Below are 18944 nucleotides of genomic sequence, written 5' to 3'. Positions count from 1 at the left end.
CGGCTCAGGGCAGCCCGTTGCGGATATGCGCGCGGAAGCCGGGGCTTTCCGCCAGGCGCTCCAGCCAGGCGTCGAGCGCGGGCGTGGGCGCCTCGCTGCCATCCTTCACGACCGCCCAGCGGTGCACGGCCATGCCGCAGGCCATGTCGGCGAGCGTGAGGGTGGCGCCCGCCAGGTAGGGCCCGCCGCGCGCCAGCGCCTGTTCCAGCACACCCATGCGGTGCGCGTATTCCGCGCGCCCCAGCGCCGCCATCTCCGGCCCGTTCCAGGGCGCGAGCCCCAGCACGCCGCCCAGGTAGCCGAGCCGCATGGGCAGCGTCATCTCATAGGCCACCCAGTCCATCCAGGCCTCGACCTCGGCCCGCGCGGCGGGCTCGGCGGGCAGCAGATCGGTGCGGCCCCGTGTGGCGGCGAGGTGGCGCATGATGACATGGGATTCGCGCAGCACCGCATCGCCGTCCACCAGCACCGGCACGGTGCCGAGCGGGTTCAGCGCGAGGAATTCCGGCACCTGTGTGGTCCGGTGGCCGCGGCCCCAATCCTCCTGGGTGAAGTCCTCGCCCAGCTCCTCCAGTAGCCAGAGCACCTTGCGGACGTTGAACGCGTCCTTGCGGCCGAGCAGGCGGAGCGGGGCAGGGGGCATCGGCGGTTCCTCGTCTGGAGCGGGCAGAGTGGCGCGGCCCGGCGCGGCTGGCCAGATGGGGCGGGGCGGGGATAGACAGGCGGCATGCAGGAACCGCTCGGCCTCTTCGAACGCTGGCTCAGCCTCTGGGTCGCGCTGTGCATCGTGGCGGGCATCGGCCTGGGCGCGCTGGCACCCGGGCTGTTCCAGGCGCTGGCGGCGCTTGAATATGCCCAGGTGAACCTGGTCGTCGCCGTGCTGATCTGGGTGATGATCTACCCGATGATGGTGGCGGTGGACTTCACCTCCCTCCGCCGCATCGGCGACAAGCCCAAGGGCCTGGTCATCACGCTGGTGGTGAACTGGCTGGTGAAGCCCTTCACCATGGCCGCACTCGGCGTGCTGTTCTTCGAGGTGGTCTTCGCGGACCTGATCGCCCCCGCCGACGCGCAGCAATACCTGGCCGGCGTCATCCTGCTGGGGGCCGCGCCCTGCACCGCCATGGTCTTCGTCTGGAGCCAGCTGGTGCGCGGCGACCCCACCTACACGCTGGTGCAGGTCTCGGTGAACGACGCGGTGATGGTGCTGGCCTTCGCGCCCATCGTGGCCCTGCTGCTGGGCGTCACCTCCATTCCCGTGCCGTGGGAGACGCTGCTGCTCTCGGTGCTGCTCTATGTGGTGGTGCCGCTGGTGGCCGGCATCGCGACGCGCGCGGCGCTGCGGGAGGAAGCGGCCGTGCTGGCCTTCACGGGACGGCTCAAGCCCGCCGGGGTGTTGGGTCTGCTGGCCACCGTGGTGCTGCTCTTCGGCTTCCAGGGCGGCGTGATCCTGGCGCAGCCGCTGGTGATCGTGCTGATCGCGGTGCCGCTGCTGCTGCAATCCTACGGCATCTTCGCGTTGGCCTATGTGTGGGCCTGGCTGTGGCGCGTGCCCTTCCGGATCGCGGCACCCTGCGCGCTGATCGGCACCTCCAACTTCTTCGAATTGTCGGTGGCGGTGGCCATCAGCCTGTTCGGGCTGGACAGCGGCGCGGCGCTCGCCACCGTGGTGGGCGTTCTGGTGGAGGTGCCGGTGATGCTCTCCCTCGTCGCCATCGCCAACCGCACGCGGGATCGTTTCTCGGCCGGTTGAGCCGGGGGCGCAACTCGGGCACAACCCGAGGCAATGACAGTTCACAGGGAGGAATGAACATGACCACATCCACGCGCCGGCTGCTGCTGGCGGGCGGGGCGACGCTGCTCGCCGCCCCCGCGTTGCGCGCGCAATCGGCCTGGCCCTCGGGCCCCATCCGCATCATCGCGCCCTTCCCGCCGGGCGGCAGCACGGATGCGCTGGCGCGGCTGTTGCAACAGCCGCTCTCGCAGAGCCTGGGCGTGCCGGTCATCGTCGAGAACCGCGCCGGCGCCTCGGGCTCGCTGGGCACCGCGGCGGTGGCGCGCAGCGCGCCCGACGGCAACACCTGGGTGCTGGTCTTCGACACCCACGCCGTGAACCCCGCGCTGATCCCCAACATGGGCTTCGACACCGAGCGCGACCTGACGCCGCTGCTGCAGTTCGGCACGGCGCCCATGGTGCTGACGGCGCACTCCACGCGGCCGTACAAGGACTGGGCGGCGATGGCGGCGGCGGCCCGCGTGCGGCCCGATACCCTCACCTACGGCACCATCGGCAATGGCTCGCTCGCGCATCTGACCATGGCGCTGGTGGGGCGGACCACGGGGCTGCAACTGGTGCACGTGCCCTATCGCGGCGGCGGGCCGCTGGCCGCGGCCGCGCTGGCGGGCGAGGTGGACCTGCCCATCGCGACGCGCCCGGCCATCGGCGTGCATGTGGACAGTGGGGTGCTGGTGGCGCTGGCGCAGACGGGGTCCACGCGCTCCCCCACCATGCCCAATGTGCCCACGCTGGCCGAATGCGGCGTGGCGGGCATTGATGCGCGGGCCTTCTGGGGCTTCCTTGGCCCGGCCAACCTGCCCGCGGCCGTCAAGCAGCGGATGGAGGCGGAACTCCGCAAGGCGCTGGAGATCGAGACGGTGCGGACGCGTGTGACCAACCTCGGCATCGACCTGGAGCCGCAGGGCGAGGAGGCGTTCCGCGCATTCCTCTCGCGCCAGATCCGCACCTGGGGCCAGGTGGTGCGCGAGAACAATATCCGGCCCGACTGAGCCAGTTCAGGCCTGGGGCGCGGTGGGCTACTCCTTCACCGCGCCCGTCAGGCTGCTCACATAATAGTCCACGAAGAACGAGTAGAAGATGGCGACCGGCAGCGAGCCCAGCAGGCTGCCCGCCATCAGCGCGCCCCACTGATACACATCGCCCGTCACCAGCTCCGTCAGGATAGCCACGGGAACGGTCTTGTTCTCGCTGCTCTGGATGAAGGCGAGTGCGTAGATGAACTCGTTCCAGGACAGGGTGAAGCTGAAGATGCCCGCGCTGATCAGGCCGGGCACGGCCAGCGGCAGCGTGATTTTCGTCAGGATCTGCAGGCGCGTCGCGCCGTCGATCAGCGCGCATTCCTCCAGCTCATAGGGGATGGACTTGAAGTAGCCGATCAGCAGCCAGGTGCAGAAGGGCACGAGGAAGGTCGGGTAGACCAGGATCAGCGCCATCGGGCTGTCGAAGAGGCCGAGCTGCACCACCATCGTCGCCAACGGGATGAACAGGATGGAGGGCGGCACCAGATAGGCCAGGTAGATGGCCAGCCCCACATATTGGCTGCCGCGGAAGCGCAGCCGCTGGATGGCATAGGCGGCCAGCGTGCTGGCAAACAGCGAGAGGAAGGTGGCCCCCACCGAAACCAGCATCGTGGTCCAGAGCCAGGACGGGTAGGACGTCTCGAAGAGCAGCATCCGGATGTGCGCCAGCGTGGGCGAGGTGATCCAGAAGGGGTTGTGTGTGGCGAAGTCGTACAGCTCCGCATCAGGTTTGAAGGCCGTCACCGTCATCCAGTAGAAGGGGAAGAGCAGGATGAAGAGGAAGCAGCACAGCGGCACCCAGAGCATCACGACGCGGCGCGCGCGGCTGTCCCACTGCATGGCCTCGGGGCTGGCGGAGGCGGAGTTGCTCATGGTCTGGTCCTCTCAGTCATTGCCTTCGCCCTGCTGCCACTTGCGCCGCGCCAGCGCGAAGTAGCTGAACAGGGTGGCGAAGACGAGGAAGGGGATCATGGAGACGGCGATGGCGGCACCCTCCGCCAGCTCGCCGCCGGGGATGCCGCGCTGGAAGGCCAGGGTGGCCAGCAGGTGCGTCGAGTTCACCGGCCCGCCGCGCGTGATGGCATAGACCAGCTGGAAGTCGGTGAAGGTGAAGATGATGCTGAAGGTCATCACGATGGCCAGGATGGGCAGCAGCATCGGGAAGGTGATGTAGCGGAAGCGCTGCCAGGGCGAGGCGCCGTCCAGCAACGCGGCCTCGTAAAGCGAGGGCGAGATGGTCTGCAGCCCCGCCAGCAGCGAGATCGCCACGAAGGGGATGCCGCGCCAGATATTGGCCGCGATCAGCGAGAAGCGCGCCGGCCATTCGCTGCCGATGAAGTCAATGTTCGTCTCGCGCCAGCCCAGTTCGATGAACACCCAGGAAATGATGCTGAACTGCGGGTCGTACATCCACCAGAAGGCGATGGCCGAGAGCACCGTGGGCACGATCCAGGGCAGCAGGATGATGGCGCGGAAGAAGGCCTTGAAGGGCATGTACTGGTTCAGCAGCAGCGCGAGCCAGAGCCCCAGCGCGAATTTACCGACCGTTGCCAGCGCCGTGTAGAAGACGCTGAAGAAGACCGCGTTCCAGAAGATGGGGTCGCTGAAGAGCCACTCGAAGTTCTCGAACCCTACGAACTGCCCGCGCCGGCCGATGGTGCCGTCGGTGAAGGCCAGCCAGATGCCCAAGCCCAGCGGATAGGTGAGGAACACGCCGAGCAGCCCCACTGTCGGCAACAGGCAGGCGATGATGAGGAAGGTCTTGCTGTCGAACAGCCGGCCGAGCGCGGTGGGTTGCCGGCGCGTGCGCGACCAGTGCTGCGCCCTCGTGGCGGAAAGGGTGGTGTCCATGGCGCGGGCGCTCCGGCTGGGGGGCCGCGCGGTGGGGCACACCGCGCGGCAGGTTCAGGGTGGCGTCAGCGCCGGCGGAAGAAGCGCGTCGCGCGGCGCTCCGCCTCGCGCGCCGCGGCCTGGGGCGTGGCCTGGCCGGAGGCGACCGCGGCGCACATCTGCACCATCACGTAGTCGGCATTGGCCGCGGCCGAGCCCTCGGTGATGGGCCCGCTGTAGCCGTTGTAGAAGGCGGTATCCATCACGTCGCGGAAGATGCTGACCTTGGGGTCGCTCTGCCAGACGGCGCTGCTGTTGTAGGCGTTCAGCGGCTGCGACCAGTAGCCGAGGTTCGCCTGCAGCCAGGGGTCGTACTGCTCGCTCTCCATCAGGAAGGCCAGCAGCGCCTTGGACGCGTTAGGGAAGCGGCTGTGGCGGAACACCATGGCGTTCAGCGTCAGCCCCGCCATGGGCGAGGTCTCGGCCACGCCCTTGGGCAGCAGCGAATGCTCCGTGTCGTCCGCGATGGCGCGCGTCGCGGGGTCGTTCTTCAGCGCGAAGTAGAGCGAGACGCCGTTGGCCGTCAGGAACAGCTCGTTCGACGCATAGGCGCGGTTGTTGCTGATGTCGCCCCAGGCCAGCGTGCCGGGCACGAAGGTGGCATACAGCTCGCGCAGGTATTCCAGTGCCTGGATGGTCTGCGGGCTGTTGATGCCGACACTGCCATCATCATTCACCAGCCGCCCGCCGAAGGACCAGACCAGCCAGTTGGCGAAGCCATTGCCGTCGCCCACCGCGTTGCCCAGCGCGAAGCCCGCGGGCTTGTTGATGCGGCGCAGCGCCTGGCAAAGGCGCAGGTAGCTGGCGTGGTCATCCGGGATGGACTGGAAGCCCGCCTCGTTCACCGCGGATTTGCGCCACACCAGTGGCCCGCCCGAGGCGCCGAAGGGCAGGGCGAGCCAGTTGTTGCTGCCGTGCCGCTTCCCATAGCGCTCGGCCAGCCGCTTCCAGCCGCCATATTTCGCGCCCAGGTATTCGGCGACATCCGTCACCTCCACCACCTTGTCGGCGTAGACGTGCGGCGCCTCGTTGAAGCCGATGATGACATCTGGCCCCGCGCCCGTATTGGCGGTGACGGCGGTCTGCTGGTTGATGTCCTCCCAGCCCACGAAGTCCACGCGCACCTGCACGCCCGTCGCTTGCGCGAAGCGGGCGCAGTTCGCGCGGAACACCTCCTCGTCCGGCTGGACGAAGCGCACCGGGCGCAGCACGCGCAGGGTCGCGCCGTTCTCCACGCGGAAATTGGGCGTGGGGACCTGCGCCGACTGGATCTGCGCCGAGGCCTGCGCGCCGACCAGGCTCGCCGCGCCGCCAAGGCCAAGGGTCCGGCGGGTGATGCTGAAGTTCGTTGGCATTGTTTCCGTTCCTCCCAGTTTTTGACGGGCGTCAGAGACGTTGCCCGCTCTCCTTGTCGAACAGATGCGCCATGGCGGCCTGGGGCAGCACGGGCAGCGTGTCGCCGGGCCGGGCCGAGATGCGTTCGCGGAACACGCCGTTCACCGGCGTGTCACCGATCCGCATCATGACCATGGTCTCGCTGCCCATCGGCTCCACCAGGTGGACGCGCGCGGGCATGCCGTCGCCGGCCAGGCGGAAATGCTCGGGCCGGATGCCGTAGACGGCGGGGCCGGGGCGGGCGGGCTGCGGCGGCAGCGGCCAGCTGGTGCCGTCGGGGGTGAGGAAGGCGCCATCCGCGATGCGCCCCTCCAGCAGGTTCATCGCGGGGCTGCCGATGAAGCCCGCCACGAAGAGATTCGCGGGACGGTCATACAGCTCCAGCGGGGGGCCGGCCTGGCGGATGTGGCCCAGTTCCATCACGACGATCTTGTCGGCCATGGTCATGGCCTCGATCTGGTCATGCGTCACATAGACGGTGGTCACCTTCAGGCGCTGGTGCAGCTCCCGGATCTCGGAGCGCATCTGCACGCGCAGCTTGGCGTCGAGGTTGGACAGCGGCTCGTCGAAGAGGAACACCTGCGGGTCGCGCACGATGGCGCGCCCCATGGCCACGCGCTGCCGCTGCCCGCCCGAGAGCTGGCGCGGATAGCGGTCCAGCAATTGCTCCAGCCCCAGGATGGCCGCGGCCTTGCGCACCTCCGCATCCATCGTCTCGCGGCCGACCTTGGCCAGCTTCATCGAGAAGGCCATGTTGTCGTAGACGGTCATGTGCGGATAGAGCGCGTAGTTCTGGAACACCATCGCGATGTCGCGGTCCTTGGGCGGCACGGTGTTCACCACCCGCCCGCCGATCGCGATCTCCCCGCCCGTGATGTTCTCGAGCCCCGCCAGCATGCGCAGCAGCGTGGACTTGCCGCAGCCCGAGGGGCCGACCAGCACCACGAACTCCCCATCCTCGATGTCCACGGAGACGCCGTGCAGCACGGCGGTGCTGCCGAAGGCCTTTCGCACATTGCGGATTTCGACGCTGGCCATCAGTGTGCGGCCACGACTTCGGGCGCGCGCGCTCCTGCCTGTTTCGGCATGCCGCTTCCTCTTCCATTTCCTCGTCGCGGTCTGTGCCGCTGAAACTACTTCACGTCCTTCCGCGAGGCCTTGTCCAGTGGTGATTTGCCGAAATGCGTGCTGCACCCGCGAAGCGCCCCGGGGCATTGGCGCGCGGCGAAGCCGGGTCCAGAACAGGCAGGACCGCATCACGGAGACGGCCGATGACACCAGAAATTCTCGCCCAGCTCGCCCCCGGCGGCGTGCTGCGCGCCGGCATCAACATGAGCAATTTCCTGCTCGTCACCGGGCGCGGCCCGAATGGCGAGCCGGATGGCGTGTCGCCCGGCATGGCGCGCGCCATCGCCGACCGCCTGGGCGTGCCGGTGCAATACGTGCCCTTTCCACGCCCCGGTGAACTGGCCGATGCGGCCGGCACCGGCGCCTGGGATATCGGCCTGATCGGCGCGGAGCCGCAGCGCGCGGAGAAGATCCACTTCACCGCCGCCTATGCCGAGATCGAGGCCACCTACATGGTGCCACCCGGCTCCGCCATCACGTCGCTGGACGAGGTGGACCGCCCCGGCACCCGCATCGCCGTCGCCGCGCGCGCCGCCTATGACCTCTGGCTGGAACGCAATATCCGGCACGCCACGCTGGTGCGCGCGGAGGGTCTGGACGGCGCGATGGACCTCTACCTGCGCGACGGCCTCGACGTGCTGGCCGGCCTGCGCCCGCGCCTGCTGACCGATGTCGAGAAGCAACCCGGCGCGCGCATCCTGGAGGGCAAGTTCACCGCGGTGCAGCAGGCCATCGGCACCGCGCGCGCGAACGAGGCGGCGGCGCGCTTCCTCGCGGAATTCGTGGAGGAAGCGAAGCGTTCGGGCCTGGTGGCCAGCCTCATCGCGAAGCACCAGGTGCGCGGGCTTTCGGTCGCGCCCGCCGCATAGGCGCACAGGGGGTGGCGCGGGCGCCGCATCGTGACACCATGGCCGCAAGAAGCCACGGAGGAAGCGCCGCATGACCCACGACACCCCCTACACCGTCGCCGACATGGTGGCCGAATTCCTGGCGCGCATCGGCGTCACCACCGCCTTCGGCATCGTCTCCGTCCACAACATCCCGATGCTGGACGCCATCGGCCGGCGCAACGCCATCCGCTACGTGATGTGCCGGGGCGAGATGGGCGGGGCGCACATGGCGGACGCCTATGCGCGCGTGACGGGTCATCTGGGCGTGCTCTTCACCAGCACGGGGCCGGGCATGGCCAACAGCATCGGCGGGCTGGTGGAGGCGCAGTTTGCAGGCTCGCCCGTGCTGCACATCACGGGCCAGACACTTACAAAATTCCTCGACCGCGACACGGGCAGCGTGCATGACGTGCCGGGGCAGACGGCCATCCTGGAAGCGGCGGGCAAGGCCGCGTATCGCGTGCGCCACGCCAACCAGGCCTTCGGCGTGCTGTGGCGCGCGGCGATGGAGGCAATGACGCCGCCGCGCGGGCCCGTCTCGGTGGAAATCCCCATTGATATCCAGCGCGCCACCATCGCGCGTCCCGCCGCGCTGGACACGCTGGAACTGCCCGTGCCGCCGCCGCTGCCGCCCAGCGAGGCCGCGCTGGATGAGCTGGCGGACCGGCTGGCCTCCGCGAAGCGCCCCATGATCTGGCTCGGCAATGGCGCGCGCGAGGCGGGGGCGGGGGCCATGGCGCTGATCGAACTCGGCTTCGGCTGCGTGAATTCCTGGAATGGCCGCGGCATCGTGCCGGAGGACCACCCGATGACGCTGGGTGCCATGCACGGCAATGGCTCGCCCCGGGTGCAGGAATTCTATGGCACGGTGGATGCGATGGTCGTGCTCGGCTCGCGGTTGCGCGGGCATGAGACGCAGGATGGTTCGCAGAAGCTGCCCGCCAACCTCATCCATGTGGATGTGGACCCCGCCGCGGATGGTCGCACCTATCCCAACAGCCTCTTCGTGATGGGCGATGCGGAGCTGGTGGCGCAAGGCCTCGCGCGGCGCCTGAAGGGCCGCATGCAGACGGACCCGGCCTTCCCCGCCGATCTCGCGGAAACGAAGCGCCGCGCGGTGGAGGAATTCCTCGCCACCCTCGGCCCCTATCACGGCTTCTGCGAACAGCTGCGCGCCGTGATGCCGCGCGACGCGCTCTGGGTGCGCGACATCACCATGAGCAACACCACCTGGGGCAACCGCGTCTTCCCCATCTATGGCCCGCGTGATGCGGTGCATCCGGTGGGGGCGGCCATCGGGCCGGGCCTGCCGCTGGGCATCGGCGCGGCCATGGGCGCGCAAGGCCGCAAGACGGTCGCCATGGTGGGCGATGGTGGCTTCGCGATGAACATGAGCGAGCTCTGGACCGCCGTGCAGGAGCGCGCGCGGCTCTGCACCATCGTGATGAATGATCGCGGCTATGGCGTGATCCGCGTGATCCAGGATGCGGTGGTGGATGGCCGCCGCTTCGGCGATGATCTGCTGGGGCCGGACCTCGGGCAGCTCGCCGCGGTCGCCGGGCTGCCGCACTTCAAGGTCTCACGCGCGGAGGACTTCGGCAGCGTCGTGGCGCAGGCGCTGGAGGTGGACGGGCCCACGCTGGTCGAGGTGGACATGGTCGCCGTCGGGCCCTTCCCGCCCTATGCGCCCTACACCACCATGGGCAAGCACGCGGAGCGCGCGCGGAGATAGCTCACTCCTGGCTGCGCGCCCGCTCCATCAGCCGCGCGATGCCCGTGATCTTCTCCAGCCCCATGTCCAGGGGCTGGCCGGTGCGCGGGTCGGGGTAGATCTTCAGGTACGACTGCCCCGCCACCTTCTCCCACCGCCCCGAGGGCCGGCGCATCTGCAGATCCACACCGGTGGATTTCAGCAGCATCCGCACCAGCGCCTCCTTGGGCGCGTCGGGCTTGGGCAGGCAGGGATAGGCGCCGATCATCTTCCAGCCATTGGCCAGCGCCCAGTCGGTGAGTTCCTGCTTCGTCATCATGCCATGGAGGCCGGGGGCACGCTGCCCGGGCGCGGGTCAATGGGCAGCAACCGGTCCAGCCCCGCCGCCGCCTCGAACAGCGCCGCCGCCTGCAGGGCCACATCCTCGCGCCGGTGCGGCGCCACCACCTGCAACCCCACCGGCCTTCCATACTGGTCGAAGCCGCAGGGCACGGCCACGGCGGGGCAGCCCGTCATGGTGATGGCGGCGTTGAGCATGGAGCCCGCCATGTAGTTCTCCAGCTTCACGCCCGCGATGGTCTCGGGGTTGCGCAGCATCACGTCGAAGGCGGGCGTGGGCGCGCCCGGCGTGACGAAGACGTCGTACTTGCCGAACATCGCCACCATGCGGCGGAAGAAGGAAGCACGCTCGCGGTCCGCCCAGGCGAGGCGGCTCGGCGTCGCGTCCAGGCCGCGCTGGGTGTTCCAGATGATGTCGGGCTTGAGCTGGTCGCGGTGGGACTGCATCTGTAATTCGCGGTCCACGACGAAGACCTGGCTGCGCAGCACCAGGAAGGCCTCGTCCAGTTCGCCCAGGTCGGGCGCGAACTCCTCCACCACGCAGCCCATCGCCTCGAAATGCTTCATGGCCTGGGTGCAGATCTCGCGCACCTCGCGGTCCACTGGCAGCTTGCCGTTGAAGTCGGTGGTGAAGGCGATGCGGCGCGGGCGGTTCTGCTCAGCCGAAGCGACGGCCGCCGCATAGGGCAGGGCGGGCGCGTCATAGGTCAGCGGGTCATGGGCGCACCAGCCCGCCATGGTGTCGAGGAACAACGCCAGGTCCGGGATGTTCCGCGCCATCGGCCCCTGCACCGACATGGGCGAGAAGGTGTTGTTCACCGTGCCCCGCGTGATCCGCCCCGGCGAGGGCCGCAGCCCCGCCACGGAACAATAGGTGCCAGGCCGGCGCGTGCTGCCGCCATGGTCCGTGCCCTGCGCCAGCCAGACCTCGCCGGTGGCCAGTGAAACTGCACCACCCCCGGTGCTACCTCCACAGGTCAGCGAGGTGTTCCAAGGGTTGCGCGTGCGCCCGAAGACCTCGTTGAAGGTGGAGCCGCCCGCGCCGAATTCCGGCGTGTTGGACTTGCCGATGACGATGCCGCCCAGCGCCTCGATGCGCTCCACCACCGGGTGCGAACGCTCCGGCACATGGTCGCGGAAGATGGGCGAGCCATAGGTGGTGCGAACGCCCGCCACATCGGTCAGATCCTTGATGGAGACGGGCAAGCCGCCGAGCCACCCCGCCTGGCCCTCGCGCTCGCGCCCTTCGCCGCGCATCAGCCGCTTCGCGTGGTCGCGTGCGCGGTCGAGGCAGAGCGTGGGCATGGCGTTCACGGCGGGCTCGACCTCCGCGATGCGCGCGGCCGCGGCCTCCACGAGCTCGAGGGGCGAGACCTCGCCGCGCGCGAGCGCGGCGACGGCCTGGGTGGCGGAAAGCCGGATCAGGTCCTGTGACATGGCGCGAGAGTGGCATCAGGCTGCCCACCCCGGCAACCGGGCGCTTGCGCCACGCCCCCCGCACGCGTTAGCCATGCGGCCATAAACACAAGGGAGGACCACATGTTTTCACGCCGCATCCTTTTCGCGTCGGCAACCGGTCTCGCCGCGCCCGCGCTGCTCACCGGCACCGCGCGCGCGCAGAACTACCCCACGCGCCCCATCATGATGGTGAACCCCTACCCGCCGGGCGGGGCCACGGAGTTCGGCGCGCGCCTCATCGCGCAGCGCATGGAGCAGGAACTCGGCCAGTCGGTCGTGATTGACGCGCGCGCGGGCGCGGGAACCGCCATCGGCAACGCCTTCGTGGCGGGGCAGCGGCCCGATGGCTACACGCTGCTGATGGGCACGACATCGCTCGCGGTGCTGCCGGCCCTGCAGCCCACCTCGGTCCCGCGTGACCCTCGCACGGCCTTCGCCCCCATCGGGCCGGCCACCATCTCGCCCTTCGTGTTGCATGTGCACCCGGACTTCCCCGCGCGCACGGTGCAGGAGGTGATTGACCACGCGAAGGCCAATCCGGGGCGCATCAGCTGGGGCAGCTCGGGCATCGGGGCCATCAACCACATGACGCTGGAACTCTTCCGCGCGCGCACGGGCATCGACGTGGAGCACGTGCCCTATCGTGGCGGCGCGCCCGCGCTGGTGGACATCGCGGCCAACCGCATCCAGTGCATGTTCGCGGCCGCGCAGGAGGCCTCGGGCTCCATCCAGGCCGGGCGCACGCGCGGCATCGCCGTGACGTCCACCGAGCGCGTGGCTTCGCTGCCGGACCTGCCGCCCATCGCGGAGACGGTGCCGGGCTTCAACTCGGTGTTCTGGCAAGGCGTCTTCGCGCCCGCCGGCATCTCGCAGGAGATCGCGGCGCGGCTGGAGCGCGCCGTCCGCAACGCCGCCGAGAATGCCGAGGTGAAGGAGCGCCTGGCCAGCGCCGGCATCGCTAACTGGCCCGGCGACGCGGCCCTGCTGCGCGACACCCTGGCGCAGGACACGGAGACCTGGGGCAACATCATCCGCACCCAGAACATCACGGTGGGCTAGCGTCTGATCGGCTTCGGTGGGTCACCGAAGCCGTGAATCAGCCGCGGGCGACAGCCCCCAGAAGTCGCAGATGCGGCGGGCGGCGGGGGTGCCCGCCGCCAGCACCCAGCGCGCGGCACGGCCTTCTCCCTCGCCGATGGGAAAGCCGTGCGCCATCTCCTCCAGCGTCCACAACTCCACCAGAGCGGTGGCGCCGCGTGACCACTGGCGCAACCGCGCGCCAGGGGCGGGCTCGGTGTCTTGCGAGGGTTCCTCCACAAGCCCGTGCAGCGCGCCCCATTGCATGGCCAGCAGCGCCGCGTTGTCCGGATGTACCGTCCGGTCACGCCCGCCCTGCCAGATGGACAGGCGCGGCCAGCGCGCCGTGCCGCGGGCCGGGTTGAAGGCGCGCACGCTTGCGGCCAGGCCCGCGCGGGTGGTGAAGCGGTTGGCGTGGCGCATGCGGAGCAGCGCGCCGCCGGGTGTGACGGCAGAACCCACCGGCATCCCCGCCACCACCGCGCCCGCCGCGAAGACCGCCGGATAGGCGGCCAGCAGCGCCGCCGCCATCGCGCCCCCGGCGGAGAGCCCCACCACGAAGACGCGCCGCTTGTCGGTGCCGAAATGCCGCATGGCCCAGCGCAGCCCCTGGCGGATGGACATGGCCTCGCCCTGGCCGCGCGCCACATCCTGCGGGCGGAACCAGTTGAAGCAGCGATGCCGGTTATTCTCGCGGACCTGCTCGGGCAGCAGCAGGGGCACGCCCAGCGCCTCTGACATCGCGATCCATCCGGCATCGGCCGCGAAGCTTGCCGCGTCCTGCCCGCAGCCATGCAGCACCACGATCAGTGGCGTGCCGCGGGCGGGGGCGCGGCGCGGCACATGGACGAACATGCGCAGGCCGCCCGGATTGCTGCCGAAGCCCGTGATGGCGGAGGTGCGGCCCGGCGTGGGCATGGTGGGTGGGGTCGGCGCCCAGGCGGCCCGCATCAGCCCCATGGTGGCCCCCATGGTGGCGCGGCTCATCCGGCGCAGCGCCGCCGCCGCACCGGGCGGCCGGCGGAAGCGGATCAGCCGCATGGGAGGCGCAGGGGGTGCATGGGGGGCATCGGAGCAGCAACGTGCGCCGGGGGCCTGGGGTTGCCCCGCCAGGCGGGCGGGTCAGCCCCGCACGCCGTCCCACCAGGGGCAGGCGCCGGGCATGCGGGTGTGGTTGCCGTCCAGCACCTGCACGGGCGCGCGCTCGCCGCGGGAAGCGGCCTCCATCCGCATCCGCCGCCCCGCCGCCACGGCCTCGGGGCCAGCCCAGATGCGGTCATGGCCCCAGAGGCTCGGGCCGCTGTCCATCCGCTCGGGCCGCCAGGTCTCGGGCTCGATATGGCGGCCGCCCCAGCCATACTCGACCAGGAAGCCGCCGGGGGTGCGGGCGTAGAAGCTGGTCATCCAGTCATTGGTGTGGCGGCCGAGGGTGGTGGCCACGCGCCCTTCCTCGGCCTGCGCCAGGTCATAGCCCTGGCCCACATCATCGAGGCTGAGGCATTCCATCATCAGATGGTGCATCCCCGCGCGGCCGGTCTCGATCAGCGCCAGCGAATGGTGCCGCCCGTTCACATGCAGGAAGTAGCCGCGGAAGGGCTCCTCCACCCAGTCCGACAGGCCGAAGCCCAGCACGTCGCGGTAGAAGGGCAGCACGTCGTCCACGCGCGGCACCGTCAGCACCGCATGGCCCATGCCGAGCGGCCCGGTGCGGAAGCCCGAGATGGCGCGGCCGGGGATGAAGGCGTCGCTGGCCACCTCCGGCCCGTGGAAGAATTCGAGGCGATTGCCCAGCGGGTCCGCGGCCAGGATCAGCGCGGCCACCCGCCGCTGGTCGGCCAGCGCCTGGCCCCCGCGCGCCACGGCCACGCCCGCCGCCTCCAGCCGTGCCGCCAGGGTGTCGAGCGCCGCCGCATCCGCCACCTCCCAGCCGAAGGCGCCCAGACCGTCATGGGTGTCGCCCGAGACCAGGATGCGCTGCCGCCGGTCATCCATGCGGAAGGCGAGTTCGGACTGGCTCTTCTCGGCCAGCATCAGCCCCAGCATGCGCGGGCCGAAGCCCGCCCAGTCATCGAGGTTGCTGGCGCGGAGTTCGAGGTAGCCGAGAGCCTGGATCGGGGGGGCCATGGCGCGCTCCTGTGCTTTGCGCCCATACTGAACCGAACGGCGCCACAAGCCGAGAGGGTGAGGAAAAGAACGCCATGTTGTCCAAGAGCGTCCGGGCCGCGCTGGCCCTGCTGGTGCTGCCGGCCACGGCCATGGCCCAAGGTTGGGCGCCGGAGCGCCCCGTCACCATCGTGAACCCCTATGCCGCGGGCAGCACCACCGACACGCTGGCCCGCACCCTGGCCCAGGGCATGACCGCGCGGCTCGCCCAGCCCGTGGTGGTGCAGAACCGTGATGGGGCGGCGGGCGGCATCGGGACCGCCTTCGTGGCCCGCGCCGCGCCGGATGGGCACACCCTGCTCTTCGCGCCGGCCGTGGTGCTTTCCGTGCTGCCGGCGCGGGGCGAGCCGGGTTACGGGCCGGAGGCGCTGGTGCCCATCTGCCAGACCTTCGAGAACGCCATGGCCATCGCCGTGCGGCCCGACAGCCCCTTCGCCACCCTGGCCGATTTGGTGGCGGCGGCCCGCGCGCGGCCGGGGGCGGTCACCTTCGGGCACCAGGGCATCGCCTCCATCCCGCACCTGGCCGCGCTGGAACTGGCCGAGGCGGCGCGGCTGCAATTCCAGGACGTGCCCTATCGCGGCGAGCCCGCGGTCATCACCGATTTGCGCGCGGGAAGGGTGGATTTCGCCGTCACCGTCATGGGCTCCCTCGCCGGGCAGAATCTGCGGGTGCTGGGCGTCTTCGCCCCCGCCCGCCACCCGCTGATGCCCGAGGTGCCCACCGTGGCCGAGCAGGGCTTCCCTGTGGCGCCGACCAGCTTCGGCGGCCTCTTCGCCCCCGCCGGCACACCCCCCGCCGCCCGCGCGGCGCTGGAGGCCGCCTGCCTGGCCGCCGCCCGCGACGAGGCCTATCGCGTCGTTGCCGCCCGCGTCTTCCAGCCCGAGACGCCCGAAGCCCCGGCCGATGCCCTGGCCGCGCGGCTGGCCCGCGACATCGCCGACAAGCGCCGGCTGCTGACCGCCATCGGCGCCGCCCGCTGACCACGCCCAAGGAGACCGCATGACCCCCGACGCCACCCATGACCCCGCCCTGACCAGCTGGGTCGCCTCGGCCCAGGCGCCGGGCTGCGACTTCCCCATCCAGAACCTGCCGCATGGCGTGTTCAGCACCGCGGGCGGCGCGCCGCGCGGGGGCGTGGCCATCGGCGACATGATCCTGGATGTGGGGGCGGCAATCCGCTTCGGCCTGCTGCGCGGCAAGGCGGCGGAGGCCGCTTCCGCCCCCAGCCTGAACGCGCTGATGGCGCTGGGGCGCGCTGCGGCGCTGCGGCGCGACATCTCGGCCCTGCTGGCCGCCGGCTCCGCCGCCGAGGCCCATGCCGGCGCGCTGCTCGTGCCCATGGCGCAGGCGCGCATGCACCTGCCCACCACCATCGCCAATTTCTCCGACTTCATGGCCAGCATTGACCATTGCGCGCGGCTGGGCGTGCGGCGGGACCCGAAGAACCCCTTGCCCCAGGCCTTCCGCCATTTGCCCGTGGCCTATCATTCCCGCGCCAGCTCCGTGCGCGTCAGCGGCGAGAAGGTGGTGCGCCCGCACGGCCAATGGCCGCGGGAGGATGGGATGGTGCGCTTCTCCCCCACCGAGGCCATGGATTTCGAGCTGGAACTGGCGGTGTGGATCGCCGGCGAGAACGCGCTGGGCAGGCCCGTGACCATGGCGCAGGCGCCCGAACGCATCTTCGGCGTGGGCCTGCTGAACGACTGGTCGGCGCGCGACATCCAGCGCTGGGAGATGCCGCCCCTCGGTCCCTTCCTGGCGAAGAGCCTCTCCACCACCGTCTCGCCCTGGGTGGTGACGATGGAGGCGCTGGCCCCCTTCGCGCGGCCCGCGCCTTCCATCGAACCGCCGCCGCTGCCGCATCTGGACAGCCCGTGGAACCGCGCGATGGGTGCGCTCGGCATCCGCATGCAGGCGTTGATCGTCACACCGCGCATGCGCGCGGAAGGCGCGGCGCCGGCCGTGCTGACCGACACCGACTTCGCCCATCTCTACTGGACCTGCGCGCAGATGGTGGCCCACCACGGCAGCAATGGCTGCAATTTGCTGCCCGGCGACCTGCTCGGCAGTGGCACCGCCTCCGGCCCGGAGGACAGCGCCCGCGCCTGCCTCGCCGAAATCCTGCTGACCGGCCCCGTCACGCTGCCCAATGGCGAGACACGGAACTATCTGCTGGATGGCGACGAGATCATCTTCCGCGCCCGCGCCGAAGCGCCCGGTGCCACCCCCATCGGCTTCGGCGAATGCCGGGCCGAGATCGCGCCCGCCATCGCCTGGCCCCACTGAACCACCGCAAGAGGAAACGCCGTGCCCCGCCGCATCATCGACATCTCCGTGGCGCTTAAGGCCGGGATCGCCAGCGACCCGCCGCGCATGCTGCCCGAGATCAACTATATCGACCACCACATGTCCGCCCCCGCCATGGCGGAGGAATTCGGCATCCGCCTGGACCAGCTGCCCGAGGGCGAATACGCGGCCGTCGAACAGGTCCGTATCTCCACCCATAACGGCACGCATCTGGACGCGCCCTACCACTTCTTCAGCCGCATGAACGAGCGCCTGGTGCCGGGCGGCGAACCCTCCTGGCGCATTGACGAGGTGCCGCTCGACTGGTGCTTCCAGCCCGGCGTGAAGCTCGACTTCCGGCACATGGAGGATGGCTATGTCTGCACGCCCGCCGATGTGCAGGCGGAACTCAAGCGCATCGGCCACACGCTCCAGCCGCTCGAGATCGTGGTGGTGAACACCCGCGCGGGCAGCCGCTACGGCCATGACGACTTCATCCACAGCGGCTGCGGCATGGGCAAGGAGGCCACGCTCTGGCTGCTGGAGCAGGGGGTGCGCGTGACCGGCACGGATGGCTGGAGCTGGGACGCGCCCTTCTCCCACACCCGCCGCACGGTGCAGGAGACGGGGGATGCGGGCCTGATCTGGGAAGGCCACCGCGCCGGCCGCGAGATCGGCTATTGCCACATGGAGAAGCTCTCCAACCTCGAAGCCCTGCCGGCGGACGGCTTCATGATCTCCTGCTTCCCGGTGAAGATCCACCGCGCCTCGGCCGGCTGGATCCGCGCCGTCGCCATCATCGAGGAGTGAGCGCCATGTGTCGCCTTTTCCTGGCCCTCGCCCTGCTGGCCCCGCTGCCGGCCGCGGCCTTCCCCGAGCGCCCCATCACCATCATCAACCCCTATGCGGCCGGCAGCAGCACCGATGCGGCCGCGCGCGCGATTGCGGACTCCTTCACGCGGGAGCTGGGGCAGAACGTCATCGTCACCTCGCAATCCGGCGCCTCGGGCGTGGTGGGGATGCGTGCGCTGACGCAGGCCGCGCCCGATGGCCACACTCTGGCCTATGCGCCGCTGGTGCCGCTGGTGTTCCAGCCGCACTTGGTCCGCAACACGGGGCTTGGCCCCGAGGCCGTGGCGCCGGTCTGCAATGTGACCGAGAACATCCTCGGCATCATGGTGAAGGCGGACAGCCCCATCCGGAACCTGTCCGACCTTGTGGCGGCGGCGCGGCAGCGGGTGCTGAACTATGGCTCGCCAGGGCCGAACTCCGCGCCATTCCTCGGCGTGCACCGCATCCAGGCGGCGGCGGGTGGCCAATACACGCACATCCCCTTCCGGGGCGACAATGCGTCGCTGCTGGAGGTGATTGCGGGGCGGCTCGATTTCGCGGCCATCGTCGTGGCCTCGGGCGTGCCGATGGCGCGGGCGGGGCAGGTGCGGCTGATCGCGGTGTTCTCGGAAGGGCGCCACCCGGCCTTCCCCGACGTGCCCACGGCGCGCGAACAGGGGGTGGATGCGCTGCAACCCTCTTATGCCGCGCTCTTTGCCCCGCGCGGCACGCCGGCCGCCGTGCTGGACCGGCTGGAGGGCGCCTGCCGCCGCGCGATGGACACGGATGGCTTCCGCCGCTTCACCGAGAACTGGGGCGCGGTGCCGAGTTTCCGGCCGCGCGCGGAGCTGGCGCGGATGCTGGCCAGCGAATACGAGGCCGCCGGCCGCACCTTCCTTGAGCTGGGCGTGCAGCCGGAGTAGTCTTTTGCGCGGCTGATTCACCGCCCCGGCCTT

Annotated in this window: 18 protein-coding genes; 9 read left to right on the top strand and 9 right to left on the bottom strand. The window is 70.4% G+C overall.

All coding sequences use genetic code 11. The features are described from left to right. Window positions 1-4 precede the first annotated feature (4 nt). A complete protein-coding gene (locus JTN19_RS11840; RefSeq protein WP_206932680.1) occupies window positions 5-643 on the bottom strand; it encodes a glutathione S-transferase family protein in 639 nt (212 codons plus the stop codon). An 84-nt stretch (window positions 644-727) separates the two neighbouring features. Here JTN19_RS11840 and arsB point away from each other — a divergent pair, with 84 nt between their 5' ends. Together arsB and JTN19_RS11830 are read left to right on the top strand one after the other, a co-directional pair. Beyond that, entirely contained in the window at window positions 728-1753 is a 1026-nt protein-coding gene (gene arsB, locus JTN19_RS11835) for an ACR3 family arsenite efflux transporter (RefSeq protein ID WP_206932679.1), read from the top strand. Window positions 1754-1812: 59 nt separating this feature from the next. Beyond that, a complete protein-coding gene (locus tag JTN19_RS11830; protein ID WP_206932678.1) occupies window positions 1813-2787 on the top strand; it encodes a tripartite tricarboxylate transporter substrate-binding protein in 975 nt (324 codons plus the stop codon). 27 nt (window positions 2788-2814) lie between these two features. Here the strand turns inward: JTN19_RS11830 and JTN19_RS11825 are convergent, their stop codons facing one another. The 4 genes from JTN19_RS11825 to JTN19_RS11810 all read right to left on the bottom strand — a co-directional run bounded on the left by JTN19_RS11825 (window position 2815) and on the right by JTN19_RS11810 (window position 7140). Next, window positions 2815-3690 (bottom strand): carbohydrate ABC transporter permease, encoded by an 876-nt coding sequence (locus JTN19_RS11825; protein WP_206932677.1) that lies wholly within the window; start codon window positions 3688-3690, stop codon window positions 2815-2817. Window positions 3691-3702: 12 nt separating this feature from the next. After that, a complete protein-coding gene (locus JTN19_RS11820) occupies window positions 3703-4668 on the bottom strand; it encodes a carbohydrate ABC transporter permease (RefSeq protein WP_206932676.1) in 966 nt (321 codons plus the stop codon). Window positions 4669-4733: 65 nt separating this feature from the next. After that, a complete protein-coding gene (locus JTN19_RS11815; protein ID WP_206932674.1) occupies window positions 4734-6062 on the bottom strand; it encodes an ABC transporter substrate-binding protein in 1329 nt (442 codons plus the stop codon). A 31-nt stretch (window positions 6063-6093) separates the two neighbouring features. After that, window positions 6094-7140 carry an ABC transporter ATP-binding protein gene (locus tag JTN19_RS11810; protein WP_206932673.1) on the bottom strand — a complete coding sequence of 349 codons (1047 nt, stop codon included), beginning with the start codon at window positions 7138-7140 and terminating at the stop codon, window positions 6094-6096. 233 nt (window positions 7141-7373) lie between these two features. Between JTN19_RS11810 and JTN19_RS11805 the strand changes: the two genes are divergently transcribed. After that, complete coding sequence (locus JTN19_RS11805) at window positions 7374-8099, top strand: transporter substrate-binding domain-containing protein (protein WP_206932672.1); 726 nt, start codon at window positions 7374-7376, stop codon at window positions 8097-8099. Window positions 8100-8169: 70 nt separating this feature from the next. Continuing rightward, complete coding sequence (locus JTN19_RS11800) at window positions 8170-9852, top strand: thiamine pyrophosphate-binding protein (protein WP_206932671.1); 1683 nt, start codon at window positions 8170-8172, stop codon at window positions 9850-9852. 1 nt (window position 9853) lies between these two features. Here JTN19_RS11800 and JTN19_RS11795 read toward each other — a convergent pair whose 3' ends face one another. Both JTN19_RS11795 and JTN19_RS11790 read right to left on the bottom strand, forming a co-directional pair. Beyond that, window positions 9854-10147, bottom strand: a complete 294-nt coding sequence (locus tag JTN19_RS11795; protein ID WP_206932670.1) for a hypothetical protein — start codon at window positions 10145-10147, stop codon at window positions 9854-9856. After that, window positions 10147-11607 carry an amidase gene (locus JTN19_RS11790; RefSeq protein WP_206932669.1) on the bottom strand — a complete coding sequence of 487 codons (1461 nt, stop codon included), beginning with the start codon at window positions 11605-11607 and terminating at the stop codon, window positions 10147-10149. Before JTN19_RS11790 ends, JTN19_RS11795 begins: the two co-directional genes overlap by 1 nt. Before the next feature lie 102 nt (window positions 11608-11709). On the opposite strand from JTN19_RS11790, the gene JTN19_RS11785 reads away from it, so the two are divergent. Continuing rightward, window positions 11710-12687, top strand: a complete 978-nt coding sequence (locus JTN19_RS11785; protein ID WP_206932668.1) for a Bug family tripartite tricarboxylate transporter substrate binding protein — start codon at window positions 11710-11712, stop codon at window positions 12685-12687. A gap of 21 nt (window positions 12688-12708) precedes the next feature. On the opposite strand, the gene JTN19_RS11780 is transcribed toward JTN19_RS11785, so the two are convergent. Both JTN19_RS11780 and JTN19_RS11775 read right to left on the bottom strand, forming a co-directional pair. Continuing rightward, entirely contained in the window at window positions 12709-13746 is a 1038-nt protein-coding gene (locus tag JTN19_RS11780; protein ID WP_242531088.1) for an extracellular catalytic domain type 1 short-chain-length polyhydroxyalkanoate depolymerase, read from the bottom strand. An 81-nt stretch (window positions 13747-13827) separates the two neighbouring features. Further along, window positions 13828-14829 (bottom strand): VOC family protein, encoded by a 1002-nt coding sequence (locus tag JTN19_RS11775; RefSeq protein WP_206932666.1) that lies wholly within the window; start codon window positions 14827-14829, stop codon window positions 13828-13830. Window positions 14830-14903: 74 nt separating this feature from the next. Between JTN19_RS11775 and JTN19_RS11770 the strand changes: the two genes are divergently transcribed. Genes JTN19_RS11770 through JTN19_RS11755 form a run of 4 tightly spaced genes read left to right on the top strand, consistent with a single transcriptional unit; the run spans window position 14904 to window position 18911 of the window. Continuing rightward, on the top strand, window positions 14904-15851 hold the full coding sequence (locus JTN19_RS11770) for a tripartite tricarboxylate transporter substrate binding protein (RefSeq protein ID WP_206932663.1): 948 nt from the start codon (window positions 14904-14906) through the stop codon (window positions 15849-15851). Between the two features lie 19 nt (window positions 15852-15870). Next, window positions 15871-17157, top strand: coding sequence for a fumarylacetoacetase (gene fahA / locus JTN19_RS11765; RefSeq protein WP_206932662.1), 1287 nt, complete (start codon window positions 15871-15873; stop codon window positions 17155-17157). A 21-nt stretch (window positions 17158-17178) separates the two neighbouring features. Beyond that, entirely contained in the window at window positions 17179-17967 is a 789-nt protein-coding gene (locus JTN19_RS11760) for a cyclase family protein (RefSeq protein ID WP_340643319.1), read from the top strand. A 5-nt stretch (window positions 17968-17972) separates the two neighbouring features. Beyond that, entirely contained in the window at window positions 17973-18911 is a 939-nt protein-coding gene (locus JTN19_RS11755; protein ID WP_206932661.1) for a tripartite tricarboxylate transporter substrate binding protein, read from the top strand. Window positions 18912-18944 lie beyond the last annotated feature (33 nt).

Source organism: Roseococcus thiosulfatophilus, from assembly GCF_017311575.1.
Lineage (GTDB): Bacteria > Pseudomonadota > Alphaproteobacteria > Acetobacterales > Acetobacteraceae > Roseococcus > Roseococcus thiosulfatophilus.
Note: the sequence above shows the minus strand (reverse complement) of the source record. Positions and strands in the feature narration are given on the sequence as shown.

Coding starts and splice junctions, on each gene's coding strand:
- JTN19_RS11840 (WP_206932680.1), bottom strand. CDS start 643: ATGCCCCCTGCCCCGCTCCGCCTGCTCGGCCGCAAGGACGCGTTCAAC.
- arsB (WP_206932679.1), top strand. CDS start 728: ATGCAGGAACCGCTCGGCCTCTTCGAACGCTGGCTCAGCCTCTGGGTC.
- JTN19_RS11830 (WP_206932678.1), top strand. CDS start 1,813: ATGACCACATCCACGCGCCGGCTGCTGCTGGCGGGCGGGGCGACGCTG.
- JTN19_RS11825 (WP_206932677.1), bottom strand. CDS start 3,690: ATGAGCAACTCCGCCTCCGCCAGCCCCGAGGCCATGCAGTGGGACAGC.
- JTN19_RS11820 (WP_206932676.1), bottom strand. CDS start 4,668: ATGGACACCACCCTTTCCGCCACGAGGGCGCAGCACTGGTCGCGCACG.
- JTN19_RS11815 (WP_206932674.1), bottom strand. CDS start 6,062: ATGCCAACGAACTTCAGCATCACCCGCCGGACCCTTGGCCTTGGCGGC.
- JTN19_RS11810 (WP_206932673.1), bottom strand. CDS start 7,140: ATGGCCAGCGTCGAAATCCGCAATGTGCGAAAGGCCTTCGGCAGCACC.
- JTN19_RS11805 (WP_206932672.1), top strand. CDS start 7,374: ATGACACCAGAAATTCTCGCCCAGCTCGCCCCCGGCGGCGTGCTGCGC.
- JTN19_RS11800 (WP_206932671.1), top strand. CDS start 8,170: ATGACCCACGACACCCCCTACACCGTCGCCGACATGGTGGCCGAATTC.
- JTN19_RS11795 (WP_206932670.1), bottom strand. CDS start 10,147: ATGACGAAGCAGGAACTCACCGACTGGGCGCTGGCCAATGGCTGGAAG.
- JTN19_RS11790 (WP_206932669.1), bottom strand. CDS start 11,607: ATGTCACAGGACCTGATCCGGCTTTCCGCCACCCAGGCCGTCGCCGCG.
- JTN19_RS11785 (WP_206932668.1), top strand. CDS start 11,710: ATGTTTTCACGCCGCATCCTTTTCGCGTCGGCAACCGGTCTCGCCGCG.
- JTN19_RS11780 (WP_242531088.1), bottom strand. CDS start 13,746: ATGCGGCTGATCCGCTTCCGCCGGCCGCCCGGTGCGGCGGCGGCGCTG.
- JTN19_RS11775 (WP_206932666.1), bottom strand. CDS start 14,829: ATGGCCCCCCCGATCCAGGCTCTCGGCTACCTCGAACTCCGCGCCAGC.
- JTN19_RS11770 (WP_206932663.1), top strand. CDS start 14,904: ATGTTGTCCAAGAGCGTCCGGGCCGCGCTGGCCCTGCTGGTGCTGCCG.
- fahA (WP_206932662.1), top strand. CDS start 15,871: ATGACCCCCGACGCCACCCATGACCCCGCCCTGACCAGCTGGGTCGCC.
- JTN19_RS11755 (WP_206932661.1), top strand. CDS start 17,973: ATGTGTCGCCTTTTCCTGGCCCTCGCCCTGCTGGCCCCGCTGCCGGCC.